Origin of the sequence: Aciditerrimonas ferrireducens, from assembly GCF_023130475.1 — a bacterium.
GTDB classification, from domain to species: Bacteria; Actinomycetota; Acidimicrobiia; order Acidimicrobiales; family UBA8190; genus Aciditerrimonas; species Aciditerrimonas ferrireducens.
Genome location: NZ_JAKHEX010000008.1, coordinates 32,913 through 46,318 on the forward strand (window position 1 = coordinate 32,913; position 13,406 = coordinate 46,318).

General features: G+C 72.3%; 11 protein-coding genes and 1 pseudogene. All 12 read right to left on the reverse strand.

The features are described from left to right. Positions 1-292: 292 nt before the first annotated feature. The 12 genes and pseudogenes from Acit_RS06450 to Acit_RS06510 all read right to left on the reverse strand — a co-directional run bounded on the left by Acit_RS06450 (position 293) and on the right by Acit_RS06510 (position 13,254). Complete coding sequence (locus Acit_RS06450) at positions 293-544, reverse strand: hypothetical protein (protein WP_248107094.1); 252 nt, start codon at positions 542-544, stop codon at positions 293-295. Continuing rightward, positions 541-996, reverse strand: coding sequence for a ferritin-like domain-containing protein (locus Acit_RS06455; RefSeq protein ID WP_248107095.1), 456 nt, complete (start codon positions 994-996; stop codon positions 541-543). Before Acit_RS06455 ends, Acit_RS06450 begins: the two co-directional genes overlap by 4 nt. 23 nt (positions 997-1,019) lie before the next feature. After that, positions 1,020-1,337, reverse strand: coding sequence for an alpha-carboxysome major shell protein CsoS1 (gene csoS1, locus Acit_RS06460; protein ID WP_248107096.1), 318 nt, complete (start codon positions 1,335-1,337; stop codon positions 1,020-1,022). 37 nt (positions 1,338-1,374) lie between these two features. Beyond that, positions 1,375-1,632 (reverse strand): carboxysome peptide B, encoded by a 258-nt coding sequence (locus tag Acit_RS06465; protein WP_248107098.1) that lies wholly within the window; start codon positions 1,630-1,632, stop codon positions 1,375-1,377. A 1-nt stretch (position 1,633) separates the two neighbouring features. Further along, positions 1,634-1,885 (reverse strand): alpha-carboxysome shell vertex protein CsoS4, encoded by a 252-nt coding sequence (gene csoS4 / locus Acit_RS06470; RefSeq protein WP_248107100.1) that lies wholly within the window; start codon positions 1,883-1,885, stop codon positions 1,634-1,636. 34 nt (positions 1,886-1,919) lie between these two features. Beyond that, entirely contained in the window at positions 1,920-3,479 is a 1,560-nt protein-coding gene (locus tag Acit_RS06475) for a carboxysome shell carbonic anhydrase (RefSeq protein WP_248107110.1), read from the reverse strand. An 86-nt stretch (positions 3,480-3,565) separates the two neighbouring features. Next, on the reverse strand, positions 3,566-5,065 hold the full coding sequence (locus tag Acit_RS06480; protein ID WP_248107112.1) for an alpha-carboxysome scaffolding protein CsoS2: 1,500 nt from the start codon (positions 5,063-5,065) through the stop codon (positions 3,566-3,568). Beyond that, positions 5,065-5,406, reverse strand: coding sequence for a ribulose bisphosphate carboxylase small subunit (locus tag Acit_RS06485; RefSeq protein ID WP_248107114.1), 342 nt, complete (start codon positions 5,404-5,406; stop codon positions 5,065-5,067). The genes Acit_RS06480 and Acit_RS06485 overlap by 1 nt, the downstream gene beginning before the upstream one ends. A 102-nt stretch (positions 5,407-5,508) precedes the next feature. Further along, positions 5,509-6,930 (reverse strand): form I ribulose bisphosphate carboxylase large subunit, encoded by a 1,422-nt coding sequence (locus Acit_RS06490; protein WP_248107117.1) that lies wholly within the window; start codon positions 6,928-6,930, stop codon positions 5,509-5,511. 140 nt (positions 6,931-7,070) lie between these two features. Continuing rightward, positions 7,071-8,202 (reverse strand): annotated as a pseudogene (locus Acit_RS13900) (phosphoglycerate kinase). After that, entirely contained in the window at positions 8,203-10,563 is a 2,361-nt protein-coding gene (locus tag Acit_RS06505) for a sodium-translocating pyrophosphatase (RefSeq protein ID WP_248107129.1), read from the reverse strand. Positions 10,564-10,743: 180 nt separating this feature from the next. Then, positions 10,744-13,254: an amino acid permease gene (locus Acit_RS06510; protein WP_248107138.1), complete on the reverse strand. Its 2,511-nt coding sequence runs from the start codon at positions 13,252-13,254 to the stop codon at positions 10,744-10,746. Positions 13,255-13,406 lie beyond the last annotated feature (152 nt).

Sequence of the window (13,406 nt, forward strand, 5' to 3'; positions counted from 1 at the left end):
TCCTCGCGCCCTGGGCGCCGGCAGCCGTGGTCCGCCGGCCTGCCCGGCTCAGTCGGGCCAGACCTCGCAGCCGATCTGGGAGGGGAGCACCCTGACCGACGGGCCGGACGCCGTCGTGCCCCCCGACGGCGCGGTCCGGCGCGGCTCGGGCGCAGGGCGCGCCTCGCCCCCCGAACCGGGCCCGCCGACGGTCGTGCCACGCTGCTCCGGCGCCGACCCTCGCTGGTCCGATGCGGGGACCTGGCTGGTGGCCGGGCGAGTTCCCCGTTCCCGTGTCGGCATCCCGTCTCCTTCAGCGTTCCTCGGCTCGCGCCCGCGCGAGCGCTTCCATGGCCGGGACGAACGGGGAGCCCTGCTCGGCGAGGGTCCGGCCGTCCTCGGGCTCGATCGACACCCGGACGCTCCTCGAGTCGAAGTGCAGGTTCGGGTAGAAGCCGCAGCGCTCGCTCAGCGCCGCGAGGTCAGCCAGGAACGCCCGGACCTGGCCGTAGCTGCCGAGCTCGTAGGTGAACGACGTCCGTTCCTTGACGCTGTCCCCGTTCATGCGCTGCTCCCTTCCGTCACGGTGGCCGAGGGACCCCAGAGGGCCTGTTCGATGCTGGCGAGGTGCTCGAGCTCCTCCCCGAGCAGCTCGAGGAAGAGCGCGGCGCTCGCCTCGTCGCCCACCTGGGCGGCGTGGTGGGCGGCGTCGTCGTAGGTGCGGACCACCTCCTGCTCGAGGGCCCGGTCGATCAGGAGCATCTCCTCGACGGTCCGACCCAGGCGAACCGGTGGCACCGGGCCGCCCCGGGGGACCACGCCGAGGAGGAGCGACCGTCGGGTGAGCCGCTCGAGATGGCCGAGCTCCTCGGCCGCGTCCCGGCGGAACCGTCCCGCGACCTCGTCGAGCCCCCAGAGCTCGGCCAGGCACCCCTGAGCGACGTACTGCTGCGCGGCACCGAGCTCGTGCAGCACCGCCTCCTGCAGGTAGCCCCGCAGCCGGAGGTCGACGGCCACCGTCCCCGCCCTCGACGCCCGGCTCACCGCGGCGCCGCGACGACCTGCTCCGGCCCGGTGGGCAGGATCCCCTCGACCTCGCTGTGCACCCGAGCGATGATGTGGGCCGCGACCAGGCCGTCGCCGACCCGCTCGCACGCATCGGCACCGGCTCGGACCGCGGCGTTCACCGCGCCGGTCTCGCCCCGCACCAGGACGGTGACGTACCCCCCGCCCACGAACTGGCGACCGATGAGGCGGACCTCTGCAGCCTTCGTCATCGCGTCCGCCGCTTCGATCGCCGGCACCAGTCCCCGGGTCTCGATCATCCCGAGGGCGATGCCCGTCACTGTCTCAGCCATTGCTCTTTCTCCTTTTCCTTTCCGGGCCGACGGGGCCTCACGCAGGCTGGCCGTCGTCCCAGGTGTCGATGATTCCGCAGATGGTCAGATCCGTGAGGATCTCGTAGCTCCCGGCCGCGTAGCGGGCGGCCGTGCCGCTCGTGGCGATGACCCATGTGCCTGGCGGGGCCCCGACCGGGTCGCAGGCCACGGAGAGCTTCCCCTTCCGGTCGGCGAGGACCTTGAGCGGCATCGTCCGGAGTCCCTCGATCCGCCGGGTGGCGACCAGGTCCGAGCGCACCTGCAGGACGTCCATGTCACGCCGGGGGCCACTGGTCGATGATCCCCACGATGGTGAGGTCGCTCGGGAAGTCCTTGCTGCCGGCGGCCTCTCGAGCGGCCGAGGATCCCACGCAGATCACCCAGTCCCCCGGGATGCACCCGACGGCGTCCACGGCGACCTGCCCGTCGCCGTCGGGTTTCTCCTTCACGACCAGCAGGGGGCGGTGACCCAGCTCCTTGATGCGGTTGGTCGAGACCAGGGTTCGGTCGACCCGGCAGATCTTCATGCCTCCCTCCAGCCGTCGCAGCGTCCAGGTCCGCTCATCGGACGTCTCCGTCCTGCCCGAGCACAGGGACGTCGGTAGGCTCGACTGCTTCGATAGGGCTCCTTTCCTTGGTGTCCTGCACGGTCATGCCGCACACCAGCAGGCCGCGTCGCTCCAGGTGGGCGTAGCGGGAGCGGATGGCCGAGCGCACCCGCTTGCACTTCAGGATGGTTCGCTCCCGGCTGCCAGGGACCCGGCTGTCGTACCGGAAGTGGACGGCCACGACGATCGGGCGGCCCTCGCTGGCGTGGAGCTTCTCGAAGATGCGGATCCCGACGTCCATGTCGTCCGCGCCCTCCTCGAGGGTCTGGAGGTGCGCGAAGTAGGCCAGGTTGCGCAACTGGAACTCCTCGAAGCCGTCGCCGACGCTGATGAAGCGCTCGTCGTGCCCGATGTCGGGGTACCGCCCGCCCCAGGTCCGGCAGACGTACTCGATCTGGGAGAGGTTGTTGATGAGCAGGGTGGCCACGAGGCGTCGCATCCCGTCGTGCGGGGGCCCCTCCGCCGCTCCCCAGCCCTGACGGGAGCAGGACTCCTCGATCGCCCGGTAGACCGCCATGCGGGCCTCGTCGGCGTCGACGTCGAGGGTCTGGCGGTAGAGCTCGAGGTTGTCGATCGCCCGGTGCAGGCTGAGCTCGCCCCTGCCGTCGGGCACGTGCACCTTGATGGCGTCCGTGTCGGTGTCCACGCCGATGAGCAGCAGGTCCACGCTGGCCCCGCAGCAGAAGCGGTTCTCCACGGCCTGCCGGAGCTCCCGCAGCCGGTCCAGGGCGGCGGCCGCGGCGCGCCGTTGGTTGGAGCCGTGCGCCGCGCACCCCTGGTGCGCCGGGTCGGAGCTGCTCCAGTGGTAGACGGCGATCTTCAGGAAGCGGGTGCCGGCATCGGGCGGGACCGGGTGGTGCTCCCGGTAGCGCTGCAGCTCGGCCTCCATCCAGCGCTGGACGCTCGCCTCCACGTCGAACAGGGCCCCGGCGTAGGCCCGCCGCCAGCGGATGGCGGCCTCCGGGAGGCGCAGGACGTAACGGACCAGGCCCTTCAGCCGACCGTCGGAGCAGGGCGAGATGTCCACCGCGTGGTACCCGCAGTCGAGGAGGAACGACGTCGCTTCCGGCTCCGTTGCGCCGCTCCCCGCCGCCTGGACCTGGTGGATCTCGTTCGCCAGCTGGGTCACCGTCTTGAGCACCACCTGGCCGTAGAGGGCCCGCATGTCGAGGCCGCCGAGCCACGCCCGCTCGAGCAGCTCGGTCGGCGGCTCGATGCCGAGCTCGGCCTGGGCGATGCGGCGCGCCGCCTCGACGAAGCCCTCGGCGCGCTGCTCCCGGGCGATGCGCTGGAGGACGGGCACGATGGCGGCGAAGCGTGCCCGCACCATGCGCTCGTGCTCGCCCAGCACCTGGTTCGCCTCGACGTCGGTGAGGGGATGCGGGCAGGACCGTTCCCCGACCGCGCTGCAGGCGAGGTTCTCCGCTCGACTCGCGCTCCCGCCGATCGCCGCGAGGCGCCGGGCCGCCGGCGTCGAGGGGTGGCGGCGTTCGGCTGGGACGGGACGTCGCAAGGCTCGCTGGCGAGTGTTCAGCGCTCCTCCTCTCCGAGGTCGGCAGGCACTGCGTCGGGTTCGGCTCGTGGCGGTCACCGGGTCACCTAGCCCCTCGCACCGCCCGAGTAGGTGATGACCGCGCCGCCCGGCGTGTTGCCACTGCTGCCCGTGATCCTGCTGAGCGGGATCTCGGGTCGCTCCCGCTCCCGGTTCGCGTGGGCACCGGGCATGGCACCGCGGGGCCCTGGACCCCGCAGCGTCGGGTTCCGCCGGGTGGAGAAGCCCTCGGTGCCGGTGACCGCCCGAGCAGGCCGCCAGGCGGCGGCGCCGGTGACCGGCACCCCGTCCTCGGCGCCCTCCCCGGTGATCGGGCTGCTTCGCCGGACCTCGCCCGGCACTGCGCCGGCGAGAACCTCCCGGGCGCGGAACTCCGGCGTGCCCGACACCAGGCCCTCCGCACGCCCGACCGGTCCGGTGATGGCCGGCCCGCCGTACGCGGTGCCCGTGATCCGCACCGCCCGGCGCGTCCGCGCCAGGGCCGCCGGGGAGTGGACGCTGAACCCTCCCCGTCCGGGCGCCAGGGGGACGGGGGACTCGCCGTGGTCATCCATCGTCGGGCCGGCCAGACGGCCGGGCAGCTCGGGGCGCCGGGCCGAGAGGACCGTGGCGTAGGGCGTGCCGCTCACCACCACGTCCTCCCCCCGGTGCACCCCGGTGAGACGCTCGCCCCCGTCGGCTCTGGTGCCGCTCGGCACGATGCCCTGCCCCGGCTCCCGGACCCACTGGCGTTGCGCCGTCTCCTCCAGGTCCGCCGGGTCGCACGCCTCGTACTGGTCGGGCCCCACGTACTGGTCGCCGGAGACCGGCTGGCACTCGCCCCGCTCCGCGCCGGTCACCTTCGGGTTCGGTTCGAGCACCGTCCCGGTCACCGGTCGGCCCCGGACCGTGCTCATGACGCTCACCTTGTGGGGCGTGCCGCCCCCGCAGAGGTGCTCGGGCAGGTCACTGGTCACGTACTGGGTCCCGGTGATCCGGGCGCACGCCCCGGGCTCGTCCCCGGTGACCTTGGGGCTGCGGCCGACCTCGGTGCCGGTCACTTCCTGCCCGGCCGCCGTGGTTGCCGCCCCGACCTTCGGGGCAGCCGCAGGGGGCACCTCGCCGCAGAGCTCCTCGTACTGCTCGGCCCCTGCGTACTCGGTCCCGGTCACCACCTGGCACACGCCCGCCTCGCTCCCGGTGACCACGGCCGTGGGATCGACGGCGGTTCCCGTCACCGGAGCCCCGGCCAGGGTCGTCCCGATCGCCACCTTGGGCGGGGCCGGCCGGGGGGTGCGGCTCCGGCCGCGGGGCCGGCAGGCGGGCGCCTCCCCTCGACCGCGCTCGCAGCGCTCCCGGCGGCGCTCCATGGCCCGCAGACGTCCCTCGGGCACGGTGCTGGTCCCGTTGGTGCCCTGGGCCTCGCCACGGTCGTCGCCGTGGATGCAGCCGCACCCCTCGCCCGGCGGATCCGGCACGGCGACCACCGCGGCCGAGCCGTTGCGGGCCAGCGCCCGGCGGCGCTCGAGGGCCAGCTCCCGCCCTGCGAGTGCTCGCCGCGTGGCCATCACGCCTCTCTCCCCCGGTAGACGACGAAGGCGCTGCCTTGGCTCTGGGTGTAGTTGTCGTAGCCGATCAGCCGGACGAGGTGGGTCGGGTGCGCCCGACGACAGGCCTCCAGTTCGTCGAGGACCACGTGCACGTCGGTCTCCCCGAACAGCGGGAGCTTCCACATGTACCAGAAGTGGCTGAAGGCCCGCTTGGTCGGTTCGACGTGCTCGACGGCGAGGTTCCAGCCCTGGGCGATCATGTACTCGACCTGGCGCCGGACCTGCTCGGCGTCCATGGCCGGGAGGTACGAGAAGGTCTCGTAGCGACGCCCGCCTTGGTAATCCTGGATGTCACTCATGCCTGTCTCCTGCCCTTCGGCCCGCCAGCGACCCAGCGGGCCGCTCGGCGGGGCCCCGACGAGGGCCCGGGCCGGGAACCGCGACCCGACCAGCGAGCGGGGTCATCGGTTCACGACGTCGAGCCTGTCGACGGTGTCGAACTCGAACTTGATCTCCTTCCAGGTCTCCATGGCGGCGCGCAGCTCGGGCGAGTGGGCCGCGGCCCTGGTGAGGATCTCTTTGCCTTCCCGCTCCACGTCCCGACCCTCGTTGCGGGCCTGCACGCAGGCCTCGAGGGCGGTGCGGTTGGCAGCCGCCCCCGCCGCGTTGCCCCAGGGGTGCCCGAGGGTGCCGCCACCGAACTGGAACACGGCGTCGTCCCCGAAGATGCTGAGGAGCGCCGGCATGTGCCAGACGTGGATCCCCCCCGAGGCCACCGGGAAGACCCCGGGCATGTACCCCCAGTCCTGGTCGAACATGATGCCCCGGCCCCGGTTCTCCGGGATGAAGGACTCGCGCATGATGTCGATCCAGCCCAGGGTCGCCTCGCGGTCGCCCTCCAGCTTGCCCACCACCGTCCCGCTGTGGAGGTGGTCGCCGCCCGAGAGCCGCAGGGCCTTGGCGAGGACCCGGAAGTGGATGCCGTGCATGGGGTTGCGGTCGATGACCGCGTGCATGGCCCGGTGGATGTGGAGCAGCAGGCCGTTGCGCCGGCACCAGCGGGCCAGGCCGGTGTTGGCGCAGAACCCCCCGGTCAAGAAGTCGTGCATGATGATCGGCGCACCGAGCTCCTTGGCGAACTCCGCCCGCTCGTACATCTCCTCAGGAGACGGAGCCGTCACGTTCAGGTAGTGCCCCTTGCGCTCGCCGGTCTCCTCCTCGGCCAGCTTCACCGCTTCCATGACGAACAGGAACCGGTCCCGCCAGCGCATGAACGGCTGGCTGTTCACGTTCTCGTCGTCCTTCGTGAAGTCCAGCCCGCCCCGGAGGCACTCGTAGACCGCTCGTCCGTAGTTCTTCGCCGACAGGCCGAGCTTGGGCTTGATGGTGCAGCCGAGCAGGGGACGGCCGTACTTGTTCATCTTGTCCCGCTCCACCTGGATGCCGTGGGGCGGCCCGTTGCAGGTGGTCACGAAGGCGAGGGGGAACCGCACGTCCTCGAGTCGAAGCGACCGCACCGCCTTGAAGCCGAAGACGTTGCCCACCAGCGAGGTGAACACGTTGACCACCGAGCTCTCCTCGAAGAGGTCGAGCGGATAGGCGACGAAGGCGTAGAACGCCTGGTCGTTGCCGGGCACGTCCTCGATCCGATAGGCGCGGCCCTTGTAGTAGTCGAGGTCGGTGAGCAGGTCGGTCCACACCGTGGTCCAGGTCCCGGTGGAGGATTCGGCGGCGACTGCGGCCGCCGCTTCCTCGCGGTCCACGCCGGGCTGCGGCACCACCTTGAAGCACGCCAGGATGTCGGAGTCGAGCGGGACGTAGTCGGGCGCCCAATAGGTCTTTCGGTACTCCTTGACCCCCGCTTCGTACTTCTTCACAGCCATTCGACCTCTCCTGACATGGTCGGCCCGGTCGGACCCGGGTGGCAATCGCTGCGGTCAGTGTACGAACGGGAAAAACAGAAGTGAATCGAAACTTTTCGAACGAGACGTTAAAGCTTCGTTGAAGGTCCGGGTTCGCCGGGTCAGCGACGAAGGGGGGCCCAGCGCCGCAGCGCGGCGAGGCCGGGCAGGTCGCCCTTCTCGAGGAGCTCGAGGGTCGCCCCGCCGCCGCTGGAGAGGTGGTCGACCCGCTCGGCGAGCCCGAAGGCGGCCATGGCGGCCGCGCTGTCCCCCCCGCCGACCACGGTGAAGGCCGGGCTGGCGGCCATCGCCTCCGCCACCAGCCGCGTCCCGGCCGCGAACCGGGGGTCCTCGTACGCGCCGAGCGGCCCGTTCCACAGGACGGTCCCGGCCGACTCGATCAGTGTCGCGAACCGTTCGCCGGTGCGCTCCCCGATGTCCATGCCCCGCCAGCCCGAGGGGAGGTCGGGACCGCTCGTGGCGAGCTCCTCGGGGCGGTCGCTGCGCTGGGCGACCAGGTCGACGGGCAGCTCGATCCGCCGGCCCGACTCGAGCAGGGCCCGGCACTCCTCCAGGGCGTCCTCCTCGACCGGGGAGTCCCCGACCTCGCGCCCGGCTGCCCGCAGGAACGTGAAGCAGAGCGCCCCCCCCGACGGCGAGGGTGTCGACCTGGTCGAGCAGCGCTCGAAGCAGCGGCAGCTTCTCCTTGGCCTTGGCCCCCCCGACCACGACCACCAGGGGCGGCTCGGCCCGTTCGACCAGCCGGGAGAGCACGGCCACCTCACGGGCGAGGAGCCGGCCGGCCGCGCTCGGGAGGGTGGCGGGGGGACCGACGATCGAGGCGTGAGCCCGGTGCGCGGCGCCGAACGCGTCGTTCACGTAGAGGTCGTGCCCGGCCACCAGGCGGGCGACGAAGGCCGGGTCGTTGGCCTCCTCCCCGGGGTCGAACCGGAGGTTCTCGAGCACCTCCACCGGGCCGTCGCCGAGCAGCTCACGGAGCCGGTCCCGCACCGGTGCCACCGAGAGCCGCGGGTCGGGGCGGCCGGCCGGGCGGCCGAGGTGGGTGCAGAGGGTGACCCGGGCTCCCCGCTCGATCAGCCACTGCACCGTCGGGAGGCTGGCCCGGAGACGGAAGTCGTCGGCGACCGTCAGCCGGCCCGCGGCGTCCTCGACCAGGGGCACGTTGAGATCCGCGCGGACCAGGACGGAGCGCCCTGCGACCTCGGGCAGGTCCTCGAGGGCGGGCAGGCGCACTCAGGCCTCCGGCGACCCCCCGGTCCCGGCGGCAGCTGGCGCGGCGGCCGGCTCCCCGGCGGCCAGGGGCTCGGGGGTGGGCTGCTCCCCGAAGCCCTCGGTCTTGCGCTTCGAGAAGGCGATGGCCGCCATGAGGACCACGAAGGCGGCAGCGGCGATGCCGTAGCGGGCGTCGTTGTGCCGAAGGTCGATGACCGCCGGGAGGATCAGCAACGAGACCAGGTTCATGACCTTCAGCATGGGGTTGAGGGCCGGGCCGGCGGTGTCCTTGAACGGGTCGCCCACGGTGTCCCCGATGACCGCCGCCTTGTGGGCCTCGGAGCCCTTGCCGCCGTGGTGGCCGTCCTCGATGTACTTCTTCGCGTTGTCCCAGGCCCCCCCGGCATTCGACAGGAACACCGCCATGAGCTGACCGGTCAGGATGACGGCCGCGAGGAACGCCCCGAGGGCCAGGTAGTTGATGCCGAAGCCCACGATCACCGGGGTCAAGATGGCCAGGAGGGCCGGGGTGGCCAGCTCCCGCTGGGCGGCCGCGGTGCAGATGGCGATGACCCGCCCGTACTCGGGCTTCTCGCTGTAGTCCATGATCCCCGGGTGCTCCCGGAACTGCCGGCGGACCTCCTGGACCACCGTGCCGGCGGACCGGCCCACCGCCCGGATGGCCAGGGACGAGAACATGAAGGCCACCGACCCTCCGATGAGCAGGCCGATGAAGATGGTCGGGTTCGCCACGTCCAGCTGGGTCAGGGGGTTCTGGAACAGGCCGGCGCTGGCCAGGTGGAGTCTCGAGCCGACGGTCTCGACGAAGGCGGCGAAGAGCGAGACCGAGGCGATGACCGCCGATCCGATCGCCACCCCCTTCGTGATGGCCTTCGTGGTGTTCCCCACGGCGTCCAGGGAGACCATGATCCGCTCGGCCGGACCGGTGAACTCCCCGGACATCTCGGCCACCCCTGCGGCGTTGTCCGAGACCGGCCCGAAGGAGTCCTCCGAGACCACCATGCCGGCGGTCGAGAGCAGCCCGATCCCGGTGAGGGACACCAGCCAGAGGGCCAGTTCGACGTTCCCGTGGGCCATGCCGACCGAGATGGCCACGGCCACGGCGATGCAGAGGATCGCCCAGACCGAGGACTCCAGGCCAACCGAGATCCCGGCCAGGGTCAAGGTGGCCGGGCCGGTCCGGGCCGACTCGGCGATCTCTTGGACCGGGGCCCGCTCGGTCGAGGTGAAGTGCTCGGTGAGCAGGCTGGCGGCCAGGGCCAGGGCCACCCCGGTGAGCACGGCGTAGAAGGCGTCGAGGTAGTGGAGGTAGAGCCCGGCGACCAGGCCGGCGGCCAGGACGGTCAAGGTGGCCGCCGACCAGAAGCCGCGGTTGATCGGGGCCATGGCCGTCCGGTCCTTCTCCCGGGCCCGGACCAGCATTACCCCGATGGCCGAGGCCACGATCCCGAAGGCCGGCACGATGAGCGGGAAGATCACTGCCCGGGCCGAGTGGGCCGCGTGGCTGCCGCCCAGGGACCGGAAGGCGTCGTAGCCGAGGATGATGGCGGCGATGATGGTGATGACGTAGGACTCGAAGAGGTCCGCCGCCATCCCGGCGCAGTCCCCGACGTTGTCCCCGACGTTGTCGGCGATGGTGGCCGCGTTGCGAGGGTCGTCCTCGGGGATCCCGGCCTCCACCTTGCCCACCAGGTCGGCCCCCACGTCCGCGGCCTTCGTGAAGATGCCCCCGCCGACCCGCATGAACAGGGCCAGCAGCGAGGCCCCGAACCCGAAGCCGGTCAGGACCGCGGTGGCGGTGTTCTGGAAGGTGAAGACGATGACCGTGGCCCCGAGCAGCCCGAGGCCCACGCAGAGCATGCCGGTGATGGCGCCGGTGCGGAAGGCCACCCGTAGCGCCCCGGCCAGCTTCCCGCCCCGGGCCGCGGCCGCCGTCCGGACGTTGCCCCGGACGGCCAGGCTCATGCCGATGAATCCGGTCAGCCCCGAGAGGACCGCCCCGAAGAGGAAGCAGAGCACCCGGAAGCCCCCCGCCGCCCCGAAGGACAGGGCCACCGACCCGTTCGCCCGGGTCACCTTCGTGGCAGTGAAGAAGATGAGGACCGCCAGGGGCACGACGATGATCCCGATGGCCTTGAACTGCCGGGCCAAGAAGGCCTCCGCGCCCTCCTGGATGGCCCGGGCGATGTCCCGCATGGAGGGGGTCCCCTGATCCGCTCGGAGGACCCCGCGCATGAGCACGAAGCCGGTCCCGATGCCGAAGAGGGCAGCGACCAGGCAGATCACCAACCAGACCTTCTCCGCCGAGGTCAGCACGAAGCCCTGGTATCCGCCCTGTGCTGCGGCAAGCAGGTGGATCATGGTCCACTGCTCCTTCCCAGCCCCTCCCCCAAGGACCCGCCGGTCGGGGACGGCGAGCTGGGCCCCCACCCAGCCGCCCCGACGGGCCGCCCGCACGATACCGACCAGGCCCCCCGTCGGCAACCATTCCCCCGAGCCCGGCCCCAGCCGGCCCGCCCCCTGGCGCAGGCCGGGTCCGGCTCAGTCCCCGCCGTCGTCCTCGCCCTCGGGCTCGGCCACCAGCTCGTAGACCGGGTTCACGATGGCCAGCCGGCGGTCCCGCTGCCCGACCATGCCCTCGGCCACGAGCCGGGTCCCCGGCCGGATCCCCGGCACCCGCCGGCGGCCTTGGAAGACGAGGAGGATCCCCCCGGTGTCGTCGGTCAGCACGCACTCCACCGAGGCCACCCCGGCCCGGGGCTGGACCCGGACGGAGGAGACCCGGCCGGCCACCTTCGCCCGGCGCCGCCAGGTCACCGACCCGATGGGCACGGTCCCGACGGCCAGGGGCGAGCCGGCCACCGAGCGGTCGGGCCGGCCCTGGGCCGCCTTGTCCTGGTCCTTCTCCGAGACCTTGCGGCCGGCGGCCTCCTCGGCGGCGACCCGCCCCTCGAGGGCCTCCTGCTCGGCCCGCCGGCGGGCCTCGGCGGCCTGGGCCCGGGCCTTCGGGGGCTTCGGCACGTGGAAGGGCACCAGGGTGGCGTTCACGTGGGCCAGCCGGCCGAGGGCCGAGACGATGCGGTCGGCGGTGCGGTCGTGGAGGATCCGGGCCCAGCGGCTCGTGTAGGCCCGGCGGGGCAGGAGGACGGTGAGCTCGGTGTCCCCGTCGGCCACCGCCTGGGCGGCCAGCTCGAGCGCGGCCCGCCCGAGGCGCCGGTCGGGACACTCCACGAGATCCAGGGGGAAGCGGCTGAGCCCGAGCTGGGTCCAGCGGTCCTCGAGGTAGGCGGCCCGGCGGGAGTCGACCACGAGGTGGACGGCCCGCAGCTCGTCGGGCATGAGCGTCCGGGCGTACTGCATGGCCCGGGCGGTGGCCAGGTCGAGACGCTCCACCATGACGATGACCGCGTGGCGCCGCAGGATCGGGGCCTCGCAGGCCTGGGCTGCGCCGGCCTCGAGGAGGGCCGCCTCGTAGCGGTACTGGCGGTTCAGGCGGATGAGGAGCAGGTAGAGCAGGGGGCCGGCGACGGCCACGAGCCAGGCCCCCTGGGTGAACTTCACGGTGAGGAAGATGAGGACGACGGCGAGGGAGAGGGCCCCGGCGAAGCCGTTGATGACCTGTCGCCACTGCCAGCCCGGTTCCCTCAGGGTCCGGTGGTGCTTCACCATGCCGAACCCGGCCATGGTGAAGCCGGTGAAGACCCCGATGGCGTAGAGGGCCACCAGGCTGTTGAGGTTGGCGTCGGTGCCCACCACGAGGGCCAGGGCCACGATGGTGAGGACGATGATGCCGTTGGAGAAGGCCAGCCGGTGGCCCCGACGGGTCAGCTGGCGGGGCAGGAAGGCGTCCTGGGCGACGAAGCTCGTCAGGTAGGGGAAGCCGTTGAAGCTCGTGTTGCCCCCGGTGAAGAGGATGAGCATGGTGAAGACCACCACCAGGTCGGCCACCACCTTGCCGGCAGTGGTCGACCCCCAGACCCAGCCGGCGACCTGGGCCACCACCGTCGGGGTCTCGTCCACGTAGGGGGTGGCGTGACTGAAGTGGGCGAGGACCGTCACCCCGAGGACCAAGAAGCCCAGCACGCAGCTCATGGCCACGAGGGTCCGTCGGGCGTTGCGGGCCTGGGGCTGGCGGAAGCTGGCCACCCCGTTCGAGATGGCCTCGAGGCCGGTGAGCGACGACCCGCCGTTGGCGAAGGCCTTCAGCAAGGTGAGGATGGCGGCGAACTCGATGAGGCCGCTGTGGTGCCCGAAGGCGACCATGCCGTGATGGAAGTGGAGGGGGGCGGCGGCCGTGCCGGTGGCCACCCGGGCGTAGCCCACCACGACGGTGATGCCCAGGCTGACGACGAAGAGGTAGGTGGGCAGGGCGAAGATCTTCGCCCCCTCCCGGATCCCCCGCAGGTTGCCGTAGCACATGAAGAGGATCACCCCGACGGTGATGGGCAGGGTGTAGGGGGTGAGCGAGGGGACGATGGAGGTCAGGGCCTCGGTGCCCGCGGTGCACTGGACCGCCACCGTCACCGTGTAGTCGATGAGCAGGGCCACCGCCGCGATCTGGGCCACCCTCAGGCCGAAGTTGTCCCGGGCCACCACGTAGGAGCCCCCGGCCTTCGTGTAGGCGGCGATGACCTCCCGGTACGAGAGGGTCACGAAGAACAGCACGGCCAGGATGGCCAGGGTGACCGGAACCACGAGCATGAAGGCGGCCGCCCCGAAGAACGGCACGAGCTGAGTCAGCATCTCCTCGGTGCCGTACGCCGAGGAGGAGATGCAGTCCGGGGAGAGCACCCCGAGGGCGGCGATCTTCCCGAGGCGCTCCGAGGCCAGCTTGTCGGTGGTGAGGGGAGGCCCGAGCAGCTTGTTCTTGATGCGGTACGACAGGGGCTCGGGCAGGTCGAAGGACTCAGGCGTCGGGATGACCGGCGGCGGGGTGGCGAAGGCCGGCCGGTCCTCGCCGGCAGCCGCCCCGTTGCGGGGGGCTGGGGCGGCCAGCGCCGCGCCGGCTGCTGCGGGCCGGTCGGCGGGGGCGGGGTCAGCGGGCGAGGGCACCGGTCGGGGACCTCCGGCTCGTGCGCAGGGTCACAGGCCCCTATTCAACTCGCCTGGGCCGCTCCCCGGCGAACCCTCCCCCGAGGGATCGGCCGGTGGTCGGACCACCGGGCCTCAGCTTGTCCACGGCGCCCCGAGCGGCTTCGATGGTG